Source organism: Rhizomonospora bruguierae (genome assembly GCF_018397995.1).
Classification (GTDB): domain Bacteria; phylum Actinomycetota; class Actinomycetes; order Mycobacteriales; family Micromonosporaceae; genus Rhizomonospora; species Rhizomonospora bruguierae.
In genome coordinates this window covers 28,768-45,829 of the sequence record NZ_BBQH01000047.1, presented here as the reverse complement: position 1 = coordinate 45,829, position 17,062 = coordinate 28,768, and the positions used below count along the sequence as shown (strand labels likewise).

Genomic DNA, 17,062 nt, shown 5'->3' with positions numbered 1-17,062 from the left:
CTCCAGTTCGGCGCGGCGGCGGGCGCCCTTGCCGCGCGCCGCCCGCTCCGCGGCGGCCAGCCGCTCCGCCGCCGCGGACAGCTTCGCCCGGGTGCCGCCACGCCAGACGTGACACACCGCGAGCGCCAACGCGTCCGCCGCGTCCGCCGGCCGGGGCGGGGCGTCCAGCCCGAGCAGCCGGGTGACCATCGCCGTGACCTGCGCCTTTCCCGCCTGGCCGGAGCCGGTCACGGCCGCCTTGACCTCGCTCGGCGTATACAGCTCCAGCGGCAGACCGGCCCGCGCCGCGGCCAGCACCGCCACCGCGCCGGCCTGCGCGGTGCCCATCACCGTGCGCACGTTGTGCTGGCTGAACACCCGCTCCACCGCCACGCTCTGCGGCCGGTGCTCGGCGATCAGGTCGGTCAGCGACCGGTCCAGGTGCAGCAGCCGCAGCGGCAGGGCGTCCTCCGGGTCGGTGTAGACCACGTAGTACGCGACCAGCGTGCAGGGCCGCCCCGGCACGCCCTCGACGACGCCGACGCCGCACCGGGTCAGCCCCGGGTCGACGCCGAGCACCCGCACCACGCGCCCCCTCCCGACCTGACGTACGTGTGTTCGACACACTATCGGGTCCCGTCCGGCGCCCCCGCCGCGACACGCGCCCGGCGGCCCGTTACGGCGCGGCGAGGGCCTCCGTGGGGGCGAGCCGGCTGGCGCGGACCGCCGGGTAGAGCCCCGCCAGCGCACCGACCACGACCGTCACGCCGACCCCGGCCGCCGACGCCCAGGCCGGCAGGCTGACCGGCCAGCCGCGGCCGCCCGCGTACCCGGCGGTCACCAGCGCGCCGAGCAGGGTGCCCGCGGCGCCGCCCAACGCGGACAGCAGCAGCGACTCGGCGAGGAACTGGGCCCGGATCTGCCCCCGGGTGGCGCCCAGCGCCCGGCGCAACCCGACCTCGGCCCGGCGCTCCAGCACGGAGATGACCATCGTGTTGGCCACCCCCAGGCCGCCGACGAACAGCGCCACCGCCCCGAGTCCGAGCAGCATGCCGGTGAGCGCGGCGTCGGCGGCCCGCCGCGCGGCGAGGGCGTCGGACGGGCGGGAGACCCGCACCTCGTCCGGGGCCTGCGGCTTCGCCGTCCGGCCGAGCACCGCGCGGACCGCCTCGACCCGCTGCGGCGCGGCGCGCACGTACACCGTGGTGGGGTTGCCGGCGAAGCCCAGGTACGCGGTCGCGGCGGGCCAGCCGACCAGGGCCGCCGAGTCCAACTCCCCGGCGAGCGGCACCGGACGCAGCACGCCCACCACCGCGAACCACTCCCCGCCCAGCCACACCCGGGTACCCATCACGCGTACGCCGAGCCGCTGCGCGGCGGTGGCGCCCAGCACGACCGCCGGGTACCGCTCGGTGGCCGGGGTGAGCCAGGAGCCCCGGGCGAGCGTGGCGCCCACCGTGCCGGGCAGGCCGGGTTCCGCGGCGAACACCGCGATGCTGCCGGTCTGCCCGGACGGGATGTGGTCGTTGCGGTAGACGGCCACGTCCTCGAGGGCGGCCGTGGCGGCCACCGCCTGGACCGGCCCGATCCGGCCGATCATCGCGGTGGCCTGCGCGGGCAGCCGGGTCCGCTCGCCGGTGATGCCGGCACCCGGCGCGACGGTGAGCAGGTTGGTGCCGAGCCGGTCCAGGGTGCGGGTCAGCTCGGCCCGGCTGGAGGTGGCGATGCCGACGACGGCGAGCATGGCGGCGATGCCGATGGCGATGCCGAGCGCGGACAGCACCGCCCGCAGCGGCCGCGCCCGCATCCCCGCGGCGCCGAGCCGCGCCAGGTCCGCCGGGCCGAGCCGGGCCGGCGTGAGCTGGCCGGCCTTTCGGCCGGCCGGTGCGAGTTGGCCGGCTTGCCCGCCGGTCGGGAGGCGACGGTCAGCCATCGGTCACCCGCCCGTCGTGCACGGCGAGCCGACGCGGGAGGGTGGCGGCCATCGCCGCGTCGTGCGTGACCACCACGATCGTCGTCCCGGCCGCGTTCAGCTCCCGCAGCAGCGACAGCACCTGCGCCCCCGACCCGGAGTCCAGGTTCCCGGTCGGCTCGTCGGCCAGCAACAGCGGCGGGTCGCCCACGACCGCCCGCGCGATCGCCACGCGCTGCCGCTCGCCGCCGGACAGCGCGCCCGGCCGGTGCCCCAGCCGGTGCCCCAGGCCCACCCGCTCCAGCGCCGCCACCGCCCGCCGGCGCCGCTCCCGCAGCCCGACCCCCGCGTACAGCAGGCCGTCCGCGACGTTGTCCACCGCCGAGGCGCCGGCCGCGAGGTGGAACTGTTGGAACACGAACCCGATGTGCCGGGCCCGCAGCGCCGACAGCGCCCGGTCCGCCAGGCCGGCCACCTCGTGCCCGGCCACCCGCAGCGAGCCCGACGAGGGGCGGTCCAGCGTGCCGATCAGGTGCAGCAGGGTCGACTTGCCGGAGCCGGACCGGCCAACCACGCCGACCAGCTCGCCCGCCTCGACGCGCGCGGTCACCCCGGCCAGCGCGGTCACCCCGCCCGGATAGGTCCTGGTCACGTCCACCAGTTCGATCATCGCGGGGTCGGTCATTGCGGCACCGCCACCAGGACGCCCTCGGCCAGGTCCGGGCCGCGCACCTCGACCCGCCCGTCGGAGAACAGCCCGGTCTCGACCGCCACGGTCCGCGCGCCGCCGCCGGAGACGATCTCCACCCCGTACCCGCCCTCGGCCAGCGCCAGCAGGGCGCCCACCGGCACGGTCAGCGCGTCCGCGCGGCGCTCGGCGACGTACCGCACGTCGACCGGCGAGCGTTCGATCTTCGCGACGGCGCGCTGGTCGGCGATGGTGACGGTCACCGCGACGGTCGCGCCGCCGGTGCCGGGACTGGCCGGCTCCCCCTCCTGCCCGCCCGACGCCGGCAGCGCCTCGGCGCCGACCCGGTCCACCTTGCCCGCCAGGGTGACCCCACCGGGCAGCACGACCGTCACCGCCGCACCCCGCGTCGCCCAGCCCACCTGCCCGGCCTGCGCCTGGACGGTGACCACCTTCGTGCTGCCCGTGTACCCGAGCACCTCCCCGGTCGCCGCCGCGCCCACCCGGACCCGGTGCTCGCCGATCCGGACCGCGCCGGGCGCGTACACCACCCGCTCCCGCTCCACCGTCCCGGTCTCGGGCAGACCCAGGTCCCGCTGCCACCGCTTGACGGCCGCGGCGGTCGCGGCACTGAACGTGTCGTCCACGGTCAATCCGGTGTAGCCGAGGGCGGCCAGGTTCCGTTCGAACTGCGCGACGTCGGCGCCGGTCGCGCCGGCCGCGAGCGCGCGGTACATCGGCACCGCGCCGTACAGCAGCAGCACCGGGCGCTCGTCCACGCGCAGCAGCGGGTCGCCGCGGCGGACCGTGACACCCACCGGGGCCAGCCAGGTGACGGTGCCCTCGGCGGCCACCGCGAGCGGCGTGGTGGCGCCGTAGTCGAGGTCACCGGCCAGGGTCACCGTGCGCACCAGCGTCTGCCGGGTCACCGGCGCCGTGACGGGGGCGACGTCCACGCCGCCGCCGTCCGCGCCCTCGCCGCGGGCGCCACCCAGGCCGAGGCTGGCCGCGACCGCCACCGCGACCGTCAGCACCGCCGCACCGGCCGCGAGCACACCGCCCCGCCTCATCCCTTGGCGTCCGGCGGCGGGGTGGCGTTGGGGTCGGCCGGCTTGCCGTCCAGCACCGGCGCGCAGGTGAGCCCCGCGCGGTACCCCTGCTCCGCGCCCTGCTCCGACCCGCCCGGGTTGGCCCGGCGGGGCCAGGTGCCGTCCGGCTCCGGGTCGGGGAACGACTCGTCGCCGTGCTCCCGCATGCACTTCGCGTACGCGCGGCGGTGCGCGATCTGATCGGCCGTCAGCACCTCCCGCTCCAGGAGTTCCTCGGGGACCTCCCGGCTGAACCGCCGGCAGTCCTGCTGCGCCTGGATGAAGCGCGGGTCGGTCTTGTCGGTCACGCCGATCTGGCGCAGGTTGACGTCCACCCGGCCGCGCGAGTCCGGATCGGGCAGCTCGTAGCCGTGCTCGCGCATGCAGCCGACCCATTGGCGCTGCGCCGCCAGGTACTCGGCCACGGCGCCGCCGCCGGTGGCGGACGCGTCCGCGGTGGGCGCCCCGGTGGCCGCGGTCGCCACCTCGGGGCCCGGGTCGCCGCCGCAGCCGGAGAGGGCGAGCGCCACGAGCGCCACGGCCGCGGCGATTGCGGGCAGGGGGTGTCTAGGCATCGTTGCGAGAGACCTTCCTTCAGCGTGATCCGGCGGGCGACCAGCGCCAGCCGTCGGCAGAGCGGTACAGAACCCGGTCGGAGTAGCTGAGCGCGTAGTAGCAGCCGTCCGCGCTGCGCTGGACGGGGTAGACCGTGTCGGGCAGGCCCGGCGGCGACACGGGCACGAACTGCCCACCGCCCGGCGGTGCCGCCCAGTAGCGCTGGCGGTCGATGTCCACTCGGGCGGAGCGCCGCAGCTCGACCAGGACCAGCCGGCCGTCGCCGGCCACGTAGCCCCAGCCCACCACCGTGCCCACCGGACCGGTCGGCGCCGCACCGGCCGGCTCCCACCGGCCGGGGCCGCTCCACCGGAAGGCGGCCCAGCGTTGCCGGTCGGTCGGCGAGGTGGCCACCGCGTACCGGACGCCGCTGGGGCCGGCGACCACCTCCGGAGGGGGGCATTCGGCGGCGGCGCACGCGGGAAGCGGGGTGACCGTCCAACTGCGCCCGGCGTCCGGACTCTCCGCGACCGCGGGGCGCCCGTCACCGGTCCTGCCGCCGATCCAGAGCCGATCACCGTCGCGCACCGCGGCCGGGACGGCTGCCCGCACCCCGGGGAACACCTTGACCCCCGGCTGCTCGGCCAACGCGAAGTAGCGGTGGGCGACCGGGTCCACGACGGTGAGCGTGCACGGCGCGTCGACGGCGTCGGCCAGGCAGAGCAGCGGCGCCCCGGCCGGCGCCGCGACCACGTCCGGCCCCCGGGCCGCGGACGACCAGGTGGCGCCCCCGTCCGTGCTGACCAGAAGGCCAAGGCCACCTTGCGCCAGCGCCGCCAGCCGGCCGGGACCGAGCACCACCAGGCCCTCCGGGTCGACCGGGGCGCCGAGCGCTCCCCACGTGCGGCCGCCATCAGCGGACTCGGCGACCATGAAGCGGCTCTTGTCGCAGGCCGGCGGCCCGGCGGTCCCCTGGGTGGCCGGCGACCACGGCCACTCGGACCCCGCACATCGGATGTACGCCTGGTACACGTGCTCGGCGTCGCCGGCGCCCACCCACTGCACCAGGTCGGTGGCACCCGGCCCGGCAGTGACGGGCGGCTCACCCGGCCGCGGCGGCGCGGCCTGCGGACCGCCGACCACCGTGGCGGCGCCGGCCACCACGGCCACCACGAGGCCCGCCAGGGCGCCGGTCAGCGCGGCCCGGCGGCGGGCCCGCCGGCGCCGGCCGGCGGCGAACAGCGCATCCGAGGTCAACCGGCTCGGCGGCCCGGGCTCGCCGGCCACGTCCGCGAGCAGTTCGCGCAGGTCCGTCATCGCCCACCCACCCCGCTCAGCGCGCCCGGCAGTTCGTCACCCAGCAGCTCGCGCAGGGCGGCCAGGCCGCGCGCCGTCTGGCTCTTGACCGTGCCGACCGAACAGCCCAGCGCCGCGGCCGTCTCCGCGACGTCCAACTCCTGGTAGTACCGGCAGACGAGGGTGGCCCGCTGGCGGGGCGGCAGCCGGCGCAGCGCGCGGGCGAACAGCTCCCGCTGGGCCAACGCCTCGGGCCCGTCGTCCGGCACCACGGCCTCCGGCGGGTCGCCGTACGGCCGCTCCCGGCGCCGCCACAGCCGACGGGTCTCGGACAGGTACGCCCGGACCAGGCAGGTACGCACGAACGCGTCCAACGCCTGCCGATCCCGCACCCGCGACCAGCCGTCAGCGAGCCGGATGAACGCCACCTGGGTGAGATCCTCCGCCCAATGCCAGTCGCCACAGAGCAGATAGGCCGTCCGACGCACGGCGTCCCGGCGCGCGGCGAAATACTCGCCGAACTGGCGCCGCTCCTCCGCGTCCCCCCGCATGCGCGCCCTCCTTCGAGGACTAGGTGCGCGTGAGGACGCCGCCGGGTTGCCTCGCGGGGAAAATTACTTCCCGGCGATCCCGGCGAGCACCGCGTCGACGATCCGCTCGGCCAGGTTCTTCTCCTCCAGGTGCGGGTTCCAACGCAGCAGCCGCTGGAGCAGGACCGGCCCGGAGAGCATCGTCATCGTCAGCTCGACGTCCAGGTCCGCGCGCAGTTCGCCGGTCCGCACGCCGCGGCGCAGCACCTCCCGCATCCGCTCCCGGCGCGGCTCCATGAGCTCCTGGTACAGCCGGTAGTGCGCTTCGTTGCGGACCAGCTCCGGCACCAGACACGGCATCACGTTCAGCGCCCGCCGCTCCTGGCTGCAGCTCATCACGGACAGCAGCCGGATCAGATCGGCCCGCACCGACTCGCCCTCCACCTGGGGCGGGGGGCCCTTGAGCGCCCGCACGGCGTCCAGCAGGAGGGCCTCCTTGTTGGGCCACCGCCGGTAGATGGTGGCCTTGCCGACCCCGGCGCGGGCGGCCACCGCCTCGATCGAGAGCGCGTCGATCGGTGTGCCGTCCTGGAGCAGGTTCAGCACGGCCTCGATGATGGCTTCGTCCGCGCGAGCGCTCCTCGGTCGCCCGGGCGACCGAGGAGCGCTCCCGACGTCGGTGGTCATAGCCTGCATTGTTGCCGACCGGTTACGCTTCGGCCAGCTCCGGGTCAAGCACCTGTTCCGCGCGGGCCTGGGTGACCTGCTCGGAAACCACCCGCGGGGCGGGCGCGGCCGACCGCCCCGGCATCCAGCGCAGCACCACCAGCACGCCCAGCAGTGCCACCGTCGCGCCGCTCGCGGCCGCCCAGTGCATCGCCACCACGAACGCGTCGTTCGCCGCCCCGATCAGCGGCGCGCCCGCCGGGCCGAGCCGCTCGGCCACCCCGTACGCCCCGGCGATCGACTCGGTCGCCGGCACCCGGGCCGGCGCCGGAAGCCCGGCGACCGCCTCGGCCACCCGGTCCCGGTACACGCCGGCGACGACCGAGCCGAGCACCGCGATGCCCAGCGCCGACGCCACCTGCCGCACGGTGTTGGTGACCGCCGAGCCCACCCCGGCCTTCTCCCGCGGCAGCGACGACATCACCGACTCCATCGCCGGTGGCAGCACGTTCGCCATGCCGATGCCCTGCACGAAGCACATCACCGCGAACACCCAGATCGGCGTGTGCGCGGTCAGGAACGCCAACCCCACCAGGGACGCCCCGGTCAGGGCCAGGCCCACCGCCGCGACCGCCTTCGCGCCGTACCGCTTGACCACCGCCGCGCTGCGGGGCGCGAACACCAACTGGGCCACCGCGAACGGCAGCAGGAGCAAGCCAGTCTGCAGGGGCGTGAAGTCGCGGACCAACTGGAGGTAGAACGACAGGAAGAAGAACGCGCCGAAGCCCGCGAAGAAGACGAGCGCGATCGCGGCGGTGGCCGCGGAGAACCGCGGGTTGCGGAACAGCCCCACGTCCAGGGCGGGGTACGCGGTGCGCCGCTCCCAGGCCAGGAACGCGCCCAGCACCGCGAGGCCGCCAACGATCCACACCCACACGTCGACCCGACCGAAGCCGTCCTCGCCGCCGCCGATGATCCCGTACACCAGGCCGGTAAGCCCGACGACGGACAGCACCACCCCGATCAGGTCCACCCGGCCCGGCTCCGGGTTGCGCGACTCCGGCACCATCAGCGCCACCGCGACCAGGCCGACCAGCACCACCGGCACGTTGATCAGGAAGACCGAGCCCCACCAGAAGTGCTCCAGCAGCACCCCGCCGAGAATCGGCCCGATCGCCACCGCGATGCCCACCGAGCCGGACCAGACGCCGATCGCCCGGCCGCGCTCCCGCGGGTCGAAGACGTTCGAAATGATCGACAGGGTCGCCGGCATGATCGCCGCCGCCCCCAGCCCCATCAGCGACCGGGCCGCCACCAACTGACCGGGGCTCTGCGCGTACGCCGAGAGCAGCGACGCCAGGCCGAAGAGCGCGAGGCCCACCTGGAGGAACCGCTTGCGGCCGTACCGGTCGCCCAGGATGCCGAAGGTGAACAGCAGGCCCGCGAAGACCAGGGTGTACGAATTGATGGACCACTCGAGCTGGCTCTGCGTGGCGCCCAGCCCCTGCCGCGGGTCGGCGAGGACCTTCAGGGCCACGTTCAGGATCGTGTTGTCGAGCACGACCACGAGCAGGCTGACCACCAGCACGCCGAGAATGGCCCAGCGGCGCGGGTGGCCGGTGTTGATTGATGTTTCCACGTAGTCTCCCCCGGACGTGGATTGTGAAACGGAACTGACTCGTATCAACCTAGGGGGAGCCCAAGCGATACGGAACCGTCTCGTATCATAAAGTGGCCTCGGTCACAGGGAGTAACGCGCGACCGTGCCCCGACCGATTACCGGCTACTCCGGCCCGCACGCGGTGCGGGGCGGCGGCACGACAGCGACCTGTGCCGAGGGCGTGTGTACCCCGGCGGCACCATGTGGTCCGACGGCGACGAGGCAGGCGCGCGGGTGCCGCCGTTTCTATACGGAAGCAGGGCAAAGCGACGTGGCGCCACTGCCGCCAGGCCACGCCGCCACGCCGAGCCGGCTACGCGCCAGGCCGGGGCCGCCACGCCGCCGGGCCGAGGCCGCCGAGGTACGCCGTCAGGCCGAGCCGGTCGCCGCCACGCCGCCGCCGAGCCGAACCGGGCCACCGCCGAGCCCGCGCCACCGGGCCGCGCCACCAGCGTTCGTCATTGCGGTGAGCGCGGACGCGCAGCGCTGCGCCGGACAGGCACAACGAGGGTCAGCCGACGGCGGACATGACCTCGTCGGAGACGTCGAAGTTGGCGTAGACGTTCTGCACGTCGTCGCAGTCCTCGAGGGCGTCGATGAGCTTGAACACCTTGCGGGCGCCGTCCTCGTCCAGGGGCACGTTCACCGACGGCACGAACGACGACTCGGCCGACTCGTACTCGATGCCCGCCTCCTGGAGGGCGTTGCGGACCGCCAGCAGGTCGCCGGGCTCGCTGACCACCTCGTAGTTCTCGCCGAGGTCGTTGACCTCCTCCGCGCCCGCGTCCAGGACGGCCAGCAGCACGTCGTCCTCGGCCAGGTCGGCCTTCGGGACGATCACCACGCCCTTGCGGGAGAACATGTACGCGACCGAGCCGGCGTCGCCCATGGTGCCGCCGTTGCGGGTCAGGGCGGTGCGGACCTCCGTGCTGGCCCGGTTGCGGTTGTCGGTGAGGCACTCGATGAGGATCGCCACGCCGCTCGGGCCGTACCCCTCGTACGTCACCGTCTGCCAGTCGGCGCCGCCGCCCTCCTGGCCGGAGCCGCGCTTGACGGCGCGGTCGATGTTGTCGTTGGGTACCGAGTTCTTCTTGGCCTTCTGGATGGCGTCGTACAGCGTGGGGTTGCCGGCCGGGTCACCGCCGCCGGTGCGGGCCGCCACCTCGACGTTCTTGATGAGGCGGGCGAACAGCTTGCCGCGCTTGGCGTCGATGACCGCCTTCTTGTGCTTGGTCGTCGCCCACTTTGAGTGGCCGGACATTACCCCTCCACGTCGCTAGCCAGGCCCGCGACCACCTGACCGCAGAGCGCATCAATCCTACCGGTCCCGCACGACGTCCACGAAGTACCGGTGCAGTCGCGGGTCCCCGGTGAGTTCGGGGTGGAACGACGTGGCCACGAGGTTGCCCTGCCGCACGGCGACGATCCGGCCGGCCGCGGGGCCGTCGGCGACCTCGCCGAGCACCTCGACACCGGGGCCGACGCTCTCCACCCAGGGTGCCCGGATGAAGACCGCGTGGAAGGGTCCACCCTCGACGCCCTTGACCGGGACGGCGGCCTCGAACGAGTCGACCTGGCGGCCGAACGCGTTGCGCCGCACGGTCATCTCGATGCCGTCGAAGCCGCGCTGGTCGGGGCGGCCGTCCAGGACCTCGGTGGCCAGCATGATCATGCCGGCGCAGGAGCCGTAGACGGGCATGCCGGCGGCGACCCGTTCCCGGATCGGGTCCAGCAGGCCGAACTCGATCGCGAGCTTGCTGATGGTGGTGGATTCGCCGCCCGGCACCACCAGCGCGTCGACCTCGGCCAGTTCGTGGGGGCGGCGCACCGGGCCGGTCTGGGCACCGCACGCGGCCAGGGCGCGCAGGTGCTCGCGCACGTCGCCCTGGAGCGCGAGCACGCCGACGCGGGGCGCGGCCGACTGCGCGCCGGCCTGTGCGCCCGACGACCCGCCGGACGGCTCAGTCACGGGCCGCGGTCACCAGCCGCGCTCGGCCAGCCGGTGCGGCTCGGGGACCGCTTCGACGTTGATGCCGACCATCGCCTCGCCCAGCCCGCGCGAGACCTTGGCGAGCACGTCCGGGTCGTCGTAGAAGGTGGTGGCCTTGACGATCGCGGCGGCCCGCTCGGCGGGGTTGCCGGACTTGAAGATGCCGGAGCCGACGAACACGCCCTCGGCGCCGAGCTGCATCATCATCGCCGCGTCGGCCGGGGTCGCGATGCCGCCCGCGGTGAACAGCACGACCGGCAGCTTGCCGGTGGTCGCCACCTCGCGGACCAGCTCGTACGGGGCCTGCATCTCCTTCGCGGCGACGTACAGCTCGTCGGCGGGCAGCGAGGTCAGCCGGGCGATCTCGGCCCGGATCCGCCGCATGTGCGTGGTGGCGTTGGAGACGTCGCCGGTGCCGGCCTCGCCCTTGGAGCGGATCATCGCGGCGCCCTCGTTGATCCGGCGCAGCGCCTCGCCCAGGTTGGTGGCGCCGCACACGAACGGGACGGTGAACGCCCACTTGTCGATGTGGTGGGCGTAGTCGGCGGGGGTCAGCACCTCGGACTCGTCGACGTAGTCCACGCCGAGCGACTGGAGGATCTGCGCCTCGACGAAGTGCCCGATCCGGGCCTTGGCCATCACCGGGATGGAGACCGCGTTGATGATCCCGTCGATCAGGTCGGGGTCGCTCATCCGGGCCACCCCGCCCTGGGCGCGGATGTCGGCGGGCACCCGCTCCAGCGCCATCACGGCGACCGCGCCGGCGTCCTCGGCGATCTTGGCCTGCTCGGCGGTGACCACATCCATGATCACGCCACCCTTGAGCATCTCGGCCATGCCGCGCTTCACCCGCGCGGTGCCGGTGACGGGCTTGACCTGCTCAGCAGCCTGCTCGGCAGTCTCGGACATGCCGGAAATCCTACGCCGCCCGGGTGGCCGCACCCGACGGCCAATCGCGCTCCGGTGGCCTGCCGCGTGGCGCCGGTCACTCCGGTACCGCCGGCCCCGCCGGCCCCGCGCTCAGGCGGGTACCGGTGGCGTCAGCTCCAGCGTGGTGTCGCCCACGTCGAAGTACCCGGGGCGGTCGTGCCGGCGGGACAGCCGCAGCAGCCGGACCAGCCGGCGCTGGCGCAGCGCCAACGCGTCCCGGACGCAGTCGCTGTGCACCTGCCGGGCCAGCTCCACTCGGCGGCTGGCGGCAACGACCGCCTCCCCCGCCGGCCCGCCGGCCGGGTGGTCGATCAGGCGCAGCGCCCGGGTCAGATCGTTCTCGGCGGCCTCCCGCTCGCCGGGTGCCGCGTCCAGGGCGTCGCGGGCGGCCGCGTACAGCTCGGGGGCGGCCAGCTCCTCGGCGAGCACCGCCGCGGCGGCGGCCCGGCGCAGCAACTGGGCGTCCAGCGCCCGGGCCGCCGCGGCGGCCCGGGCGTGCAGCCGATCGAGGCGCCCCGCCAGCCACGTCACGTACATCGCCACCAGGACCACGACCGCGACCACGGCCACCACCGACCACATTCCGCGCATCGTAGTGGCGCCGGATGTCACCCGGGTTGCTCCTCGAGCTGCCCGTCGTCCCCGGTACCGATATCGCCCATTCCGACATCACCGACGGTGCCGTCACCCAGGGTGACATCGCCCAGGGCGGCGTCGTCGATGGCGACCCCGCCGGCCGCTTCGATCGCCGTCGCGTACACCTCGAGGACCCGCCGGGCCACGACCGGCCAGTCGTACGCGGCCACCACCTGGCTCGCGCGGGCGGCCAGGGCGGCCCGGCGCCCGGCGTCGTCCAGCAGCGGCCCGACGGCGGCGGCGAGGGCGGCGTGGTCGCCGGTCGGGAACAGCGCGCCGGCCCGGCCGCCGTCCAGGACCCGGCGGAACGCGTCCAGGTCGCTGGCGACCACCGGGGTGCCGGCGGCCATCGCCTCGGTGAGGATCATCCCGAACGACTCGCCGCCGGTGTTCGGCGCCACGTACAGGTCGACGCTGCGCAGCATCCGGGGCTTGTCCCGCTCGGGGACCAGGCCGAGGAACGTGACCCGGTCGTGCAGCGCGGGCGGCACCTCCTCCAGCAGCGTCTCCCGCTCCCCCGGCCCGGCCACCAGCAGGCGCAGCCCCGGGCGGCGCTCCGCCAGGTCCACAAAGGCCCGGCGCAGCACCGGGAAGCCCTTGCGCGGCTCGGTGAAGCGCCCGAGGAAGCCCAGCGTGCCGCCGCTGCCCGGGGCGCACGGGCCGGGCCAGCCGGACAGCGGCTCCGCGGCGGCGTAGCGGGCCACCGCGACCCCGTTGGGGATCTCCACCGCGCCGCCGCCCAGGTGCTCCACCTGGACCTTGCGGGCCAGCGCGCTGACCGCGATCCGGGCGGTGATCCGCTCCAGGATGAGCTGGAGCACCCCCTGGGCGGCGGCCATCGCCCGGGAGCGGGTCATCGCGGTGTGGAACGTGGCCACCACCGGGGCCCGGGCGGACAGCGCCGCCAGCATCGACACGCTCAGCACGAACGGTTCGTGCACGTGGACCACGTCGAACTCGCCCCGGGTCAGCCAGCGCCGCACCCGGGCGGTGGAGACCGGGCCGAACGTGATGCGGGCCACCGAGCCGTTGTACGGGAACGGTACCGAGCGCCCGGCCGGCACCACGTACGGCGGGTGCGGCGCGTCGTCGTCGGCCGGGGCGAGCACGCTGACCCGGTGACCGAGCGCGATCAGCGTCTCGGCCAGGTCCTGGACGTGGTTCTGCACGCCGCCCGGCACGTCCAGCGAGTACGGGCAGACGATTCCGATCCGCACGCCGCCCCCTAAGGCCGGTTCGCCGGCGCTGGCGCGGGCTCGTCGAGCCACAGCCGCTGCAGCATGTGCCAGTCCCGCGGGTGCGCCGCGATCCCGCGGGCCAGCTCGTCGGCGATGAGCTGGGTCAGGGCGCGCACGGCGGCGGCCGTGTCGGCGGCTGGCGGAACCGGCAGCGGCCCCACCAGCCGGGCGTGCACGGCGTCCGGCCCGTACCAGGCGTGCAGCACGTACAGCGGCGCGCCGGTGCGCACCGCGAGCAGCGCGCAGCCCGGCGGCATCCGGGTGCGCCCGCCGAAGAACTCCACCTCCACGCCGCGCGCGGACAGGTCCCGGTCGGCCAGCAGCGGCACGATGTACCCCTGTCGCAGCTTCTCGGTCAGCACGTCGATCGGCGGTCGGTCGCCGCCGGTCGCCGGCACGATCTCCATCCCGAGGGATTCACGGAAGGCCATGAACCGGGCGTACACCGCCTCCGGCTTGAGCCGCTCGGCCACGGTGACCATCCGCCAGCCGTGCGCCGCCACCCAGGCGCCGGCCGCGTCCCAGTTCGCGGCGTGCGGCAGCGCCACCACCGCGCCCCGCCCGGCGGCCACGTCGGCGGCCAGCAACTCCTCGCCGTCCAGGCGGAAGCCCGCCAGGTGCTGGGCGCGGGACCGGTTCGTCAGCCGGAACGCCTCCATCCAGTACCGGGCGTACGAGCGCAGCCCCGCCCGGACCAGGTCGGCCAGCTCCGCCTCGGGCATCCTCGGTCCGACCACCCGGCGCAGGTTCGCCGCCAGCCGGCGCGTACCGGGGCCGCCCCGCCGGTACGCGTAGTCACCGGCCAGCCGCGCCAGCCCGAACGCGATCGGCGCCGGCAGGGTGCGGGCCAGCCGCCACGCGGCGGCGTACCCGAACTCCACCCCGCGGCCGGTCAAGGCAGCTCCGAGGGGTCGGCGGCGACCGCGGCCCGGTCCGCCCGGTAGACGTGCACCAGCCGCTGCCAGATCGTGTAGAAGGACAGCGCGGCCAGGATCCACAGCGCGGCCGGCAGGCCCCAGGGGGCGATGTTCCAGCCGGTCAGCAGGCCACCGATGCCGAGCAGGACCAGCCGCTCGGCGCGCTCGGCGACGCCCACGTTGACGCTGAAGCCCAGCCCCTCGCCGCGCGCCTTCACGTACGAGATGATCTGCCCGCTGACCAGGCAGAGCAGCGCGGCGAGCAGGGTCCACCGGTCGTTGTGGGTGGCGTACCACCAGCAGACCGCGCCGAACGTGGCGCCGTCCGCGATCCGGTCCATCGTCGAGTCCAGCAGGGCGCCGAATCGGCGGCTCCCGCCGCGCATCCGGGCCATCGTGCCGTCGATGAGGTCGGTGAAGGCGAACGCGGTCACCACGAACGCCCCGATCACGAAGTGTCCCCGGGCGCCGAACACGATCGCCGAGGCCACCAGGCCGACGGTTCCGAACACGGTCACCGCGTCCGGGGAGACGCCGGCGCGCAGCAGCACCCGCGCGACCGGATCGAACACGCGGTTGACTGCGGCGCGGGCCGACCCGCTGAAGATCTTAGCCATGGCGCATTCACGATATCGGCGCGCTCCGGCCGCCGAACACCGGCCGGGCTTGTGTCACGCAGGGTTGCGGGTGTGGGATCGAAAAGTACCGTCAGCCAGCTCATTACGGGCGGAAGGTCCGGCACACTTCCCGGTAACCGACGCTCCACCGTCCGCCCAGTCACAGGAGGTGCGCGCATGGCGCAGAAGGCGCAGGAGAAGGGAGTCACCGGCCCCGCGCCGGTGGTGGACGCGCCCGGCAGGGTCCGCAACGTGGTGCTCGTCGGGCACTCCTCGGCCGGCAAGACCAGCCTGGCCGAGGCGCTGCTGGCGGCCACCGGCACGATCGCCCGGGCCGGCACCGTCGCGGACGGCACCACCACCTGCGACCACGATCCCGCCGCCGTGCGCCAGCAGCGCTCGGTGAGCCTGGCCTGCGCGCCGCTGCCGCACGGCGACGTGAAGGTCAACCTGCTCGACTCGCCCGGCTACGCCGACTTCGTCGGCGAACTGCGCGCCGGCCTGCGCGCCGCCGACGCCGCCCTGTTCGTCGTCTCCGCGGTGGACGGCGTGGACGCGGCCACCGGGGCGCTGTGGGAGGAGTGCGCCGCCGTCGGCATGCCGCGGGCGGTCGCCGTCACCCGGCTGGACCACCCGCGGGCGGACTTCGACGGCACCCTGGCCGCCTGCCAGGAGGTGTTCGGCGACAACGTCATGCCGCTGTACCTGCCGATGCTGGCCGACGACGGGCAGACCGTCGCCGGGCTGATGGGCCTGATCAACCAGCGCGTCTTCGACTACGGCGGCGACGGGCCGGGCGCCGGCTACCCGCCGGCCGTGCGCGAGCCGGACCCGGAGCACCTGCCCGCCATCGCCGAGTCCCGCAACCAGCTCATTGAGGGGATCATCGCCGAGAGCGAGGACGAGACCCTGATGGACCGGTACCTCGGCGGCGAGGAGATCGACACCGGCACGCTCACCGAGGACCTGGAGAAGGCCGTCGCCCGCGGCCACTTCTACCCCGTGGTACCGGTCTGCGCCGCCACCCGGGTCGGCCTGGACGCCCTGCTGGAGTTGCTGACGGACGCGTTCCCGTCCCCGCTGGAGCACGAACTGCCGGCCGTCACGGGCGTGGACGGTTCGCCCCGCCCGCCGCTGGCCTGCGACCCGGACGGCCCGCTGGTCGCCGAGGTGGTCAAGACCACGATCGATCCGTTCGTCGGCCGGGTGTCCCTGGTCCGGGTCTTCTCCGGCACGCTGCGCGCCGAGCTGGCGGTGCACATCTCGGGGCACGGCATGGAGCAGCGCGGCCACCCGGACCACGACGCGGACGAGCGCGTCGCCCACATCTACTCGCCGCTGGGCGCCCAGCTCCGCGAGGTACCCCACTGCGTGGCCGGCGACATCTGCGCGGTCACCAAGTCCGGCAGCGCCGAGACCGGCGACACCATCTCCGCCAAGTCGGACCCGCTGCTGGTCGCCCCGTGGGCGATGCCCGAGCCGCTGCTGCCGGTGGCGATCGTCGCCAAGACCCGCTCGGACGAGGACGCGCTGGCCAAGAACCTCGGCCGGCTCGTGGCCGGGGACCCGACCCTGCGCCTGGAGCGCAACCCCGAGACCCACCAGCTCGTGCTGTGGTGCATGGGCGAGGCGCACGCGGACGTGGTGCTGGAGCGGCTGCGCGCCGGCGGCGTCGACCTGGACACCGAACCGGTCCGGGTGGCGCTGCGGGAGACGTTCGCCGGCACCGCCAAGGGCCACGGGCGGCACGTCAAGCAGTCCGGCGGCCACGGCCAGTACGCGGTCTGCGACATCGAGGTCGAGCCGCTGCCCCGCGGCGCCGGCTTCGAGTTCGTGGACCGGGTCGTCGGCGGCGCCGTGCCGCACAACTACATCCCGTCCGTGGAGAAGGGCGTGCGGGCCCAGATGGAGCGCGGCCTGGTGGCCGGCTACCCGGTGGTGGACCTGCGGGTCACCCTGTTCGACGGCAAGGCGCACAGCGTGGACTCCTCCGATGCCGCCTTCCAGACCGCCGGCGCCCTCGCCCTGCGCGACGCCGCCGAGAAGAGCCAGGTCACGCTGCTGGAGCCGGTCGACGAGATCACCGTGCGGGTGCCGGACGCGTTCGTCGGCGCCGTGATGAGCGACCTGTCCGGCCGCCGGGGCCGCGTCCTGGGCACCGAACCGGATCCGGACGGCGAGGGGCGCACGCTGGTGAACGCGGAGGTGCCGGCCACGGAACTGCTCCGGTACGCCATCGAGCTGCGCGCGATGACCAGCGGCGCGGGCACCTTCCACCGCGCGTTCGCCCGCCACGACCCGATGCCCGGCCACCTGGCCGACCAGATCCGCAAGGAGACCCCCACCCACCACTGACGCCG

16 protein-coding genes and 1 pseudogene are annotated in these 17,062 nt (G+C 75.0%); 1 reads left to right on the top strand and 16 read right to left on the bottom strand.

What is annotated here, in order from left to right; translation table 11 throughout:
- The 16 genes and pseudogenes from ruvC to pgsA all read right to left on the bottom strand — a co-directional run.
- Positions 1–564 (bottom strand): crossover junction endodeoxyribonuclease RuvC (gene ruvC / locus KJS59_RS22610; protein ID WP_213454973.1); only part of this gene is annotated, 564 nt, incomplete at its 3' end.
- 91 nt (positions 565–655) lie between these two features.
- Entirely contained in the window at positions 656–1,912 is a 1,257-nt protein-coding gene (locus KJS59_RS22605; protein ID WP_213454962.1) for an ABC transporter permease, read from the bottom strand.
- Positions 1,905–2,561 (bottom strand): ABC transporter ATP-binding protein, encoded by a 657-nt coding sequence (locus KJS59_RS22600; protein ID WP_213454972.1) that lies wholly within the window; start codon positions 2,559–2,561, stop codon positions 1,905–1,907. Before KJS59_RS22600 ends, KJS59_RS22605 begins: the two co-directional genes overlap by 8 nt.
- Before the next feature lie 11 nt (positions 2,562–2,572).
- Entirely contained in the window at positions 2,573–3,649 is a 1,077-nt protein-coding gene (locus KJS59_RS22595; RefSeq protein ID WP_213454961.1) for a peptidoglycan-binding protein, read from the bottom strand.
- Positions 3,646–4,242, bottom strand: a complete 597-nt coding sequence (locus tag KJS59_RS22590; protein ID WP_213454960.1) for a hypothetical protein — start codon at positions 4,240–4,242, stop codon at positions 3,646–3,648. The genes KJS59_RS22595 and KJS59_RS22590 overlap by 4 nt, the downstream gene beginning before the upstream one ends.
- 19 nt (positions 4,243–4,261) lie before the next feature.
- Complete coding sequence (locus tag KJS59_RS22585; RefSeq protein ID WP_213454959.1) at positions 4,262–5,539, bottom strand: WD40/YVTN/BNR-like repeat-containing protein; 1,278 nt, start codon at positions 5,537–5,539, stop codon at positions 4,262–4,264.
- Positions 5,536–6,069, bottom strand: coding sequence for a SigE family RNA polymerase sigma factor (locus KJS59_RS22580; protein ID WP_213454958.1), 534 nt, complete (start codon positions 6,067–6,069; stop codon positions 5,536–5,538). Before KJS59_RS22580 ends, KJS59_RS22585 begins: the two co-directional genes overlap by 4 nt.
- Positions 6,070–6,132: 63 nt before the next feature.
- The gene (locus tag KJS59_RS22575) at positions 6,133–6,744 is read right to left on the bottom strand and encodes a TetR/AcrR family transcriptional regulator (RefSeq protein WP_213454957.1); all 612 of its coding nucleotides are present in this window, start codon (positions 6,742–6,744) and stop codon (positions 6,133–6,135) included.
- Between the two features lie 13 nt (positions 6,745–6,757).
- Positions 6,758–8,353: an MFS transporter gene (locus KJS59_RS22570; protein WP_213454956.1), complete on the bottom strand. Its 1,596-nt coding sequence runs from the start codon at positions 8,351–8,353 to the stop codon at positions 6,758–6,760.
- Positions 8,354–8,885: 532 nt separating this feature from the next.
- The gene (locus KJS59_RS22565; protein ID WP_213454955.1) at positions 8,886–9,635 is read right to left on the bottom strand and encodes a YebC/PmpR family DNA-binding transcriptional regulator; all 750 of its coding nucleotides are present in this window, start codon (positions 9,633–9,635) and stop codon (positions 8,886–8,888) included.
- Between the two features lie 57 nt (positions 9,636–9,692).
- Positions 9,693–10,343 (bottom strand): pyridoxal 5'-phosphate synthase glutaminase subunit PdxT, encoded by a 651-nt coding sequence (pdxT, locus tag KJS59_RS22560; RefSeq protein ID WP_283775848.1) that lies wholly within the window; start codon positions 10,341–10,343, stop codon positions 9,693–9,695.
- 9 nt (positions 10,344–10,352) lie between these two features.
- Positions 10,353–11,273, bottom strand: coding sequence for a pyridoxal 5'-phosphate synthase lyase subunit PdxS (gene pdxS / locus KJS59_RS22555; protein WP_213454954.1), 921 nt, complete (start codon positions 11,271–11,273; stop codon positions 10,353–10,355).
- 111 nt (positions 11,274–11,384) lie between these two features.
- Positions 11,385–11,885 carry a hypothetical protein gene (locus KJS59_RS22550; RefSeq protein ID WP_213454970.1) on the bottom strand — a complete coding sequence of 167 codons (501 nt, stop codon included), beginning with the start codon at positions 11,883–11,885 and terminating at the stop codon, positions 11,385–11,387.
- Between the two features lie 110 nt (positions 11,886–11,995).
- A pseudogene (locus KJS59_RS22545) lies at positions 11,996–13,147 on the bottom strand (glycosyltransferase family 4 protein); the annotation flags it as partial.
- An 8-nt stretch (positions 13,148–13,155) separates the two neighbouring features.
- Positions 13,156–14,064 carry a phosphatidylinositol mannoside acyltransferase gene (locus KJS59_RS22540; RefSeq protein WP_249714722.1) on the bottom strand — a complete coding sequence of 303 codons (909 nt, stop codon included), beginning with the start codon at positions 14,062–14,064 and terminating at the stop codon, positions 13,156–13,158.
- On the bottom strand, positions 14,061–14,702 hold the full coding sequence (pgsA, locus tag KJS59_RS22535) for a phosphatidylinositol phosphate synthase (protein WP_213454952.1): 642 nt from the start codon (positions 14,700–14,702) through the stop codon (positions 14,061–14,063). The genes KJS59_RS22540 and pgsA overlap by 4 nt, the downstream gene beginning before the upstream one ends.
- Before the next feature lie 177 nt (positions 14,703–14,879).
- Here pgsA and KJS59_RS22530 point away from each other — a divergent pair, with 177 nt between their 5' ends.
- Positions 14,880–17,057 (top strand): elongation factor G-like protein EF-G2, encoded by a 2,178-nt coding sequence (locus tag KJS59_RS22530; RefSeq protein WP_213454951.1) that lies wholly within the window; start codon positions 14,880–14,882, stop codon positions 17,055–17,057.
- Positions 17,058–17,062 lie beyond the last annotated feature (5 nt).

Coding starts and splice junctions, on each gene's coding strand:
- KJS59_RS22605 (WP_213454962.1), bottom strand. CDS start 1,912: ATGGCTGACCGTCGCCTCCCGACCGGCGGGCAAGCCGGCCAACTCGCA.
- KJS59_RS22600 (WP_213454972.1), bottom strand. CDS start 2,561: ATGATCGAACTGGTGGACGTGACCAGGACCTATCCGGGCGGGGTGACC.
- KJS59_RS22595 (WP_213454961.1), bottom strand. CDS start 3,649: ATGAGGCGGGGCGGTGTGCTCGCGGCCGGTGCGGCGGTGCTGACGGTC.
- KJS59_RS22590 (WP_213454960.1), bottom strand. CDS start 4,242: ATGCCTAGACACCCCCTGCCCGCAATCGCCGCGGCCGTGGCGCTCGTG.
- KJS59_RS22585 (WP_213454959.1), bottom strand. CDS start 5,539: ATGACGGACCTGCGCGAACTGCTCGCGGACGTGGCCGGCGAGCCCGGG.
- KJS59_RS22580 (WP_213454958.1), bottom strand. CDS start 6,069: ATGCGGGGGGACGCGGAGGAGCGGCGCCAGTTCGGCGAGTATTTCGCC.
- KJS59_RS22575 (WP_213454957.1), bottom strand. CDS start 6,744: ATGCAGGCTATGACCACCGACGTCGGGAGCGCTCCTCGGTCGCCCGGG.
- KJS59_RS22565 (WP_213454955.1), bottom strand. CDS start 9,635: ATGTCCGGCCACTCAAAGTGGGCGACGACCAAGCACAAGAAGGCGGTC.
- pdxS (WP_213454954.1), bottom strand. CDS start 11,273: ATGTCCGAGACTGCCGAGCAGGCTGCTGAGCAGGTCAAGCCCGTCACC.
- KJS59_RS22550 (WP_213454970.1), bottom strand. CDS start 11,885: ATGCGCGGAATGTGGTCGGTGGTGGCCGTGGTCGCGGTCGTGGTCCTG.
- pgsA (WP_213454952.1), bottom strand. CDS start 14,702: ATGGCTAAGATCTTCAGCGGGTCGGCCCGCGCCGCAGTCAACCGCGTG.
- KJS59_RS22530 (WP_213454951.1), top strand. CDS start 14,880: ATGGCGCAGAAGGCGCAGGAGAAGGGAGTCACCGGCCCCGCGCCGGTG.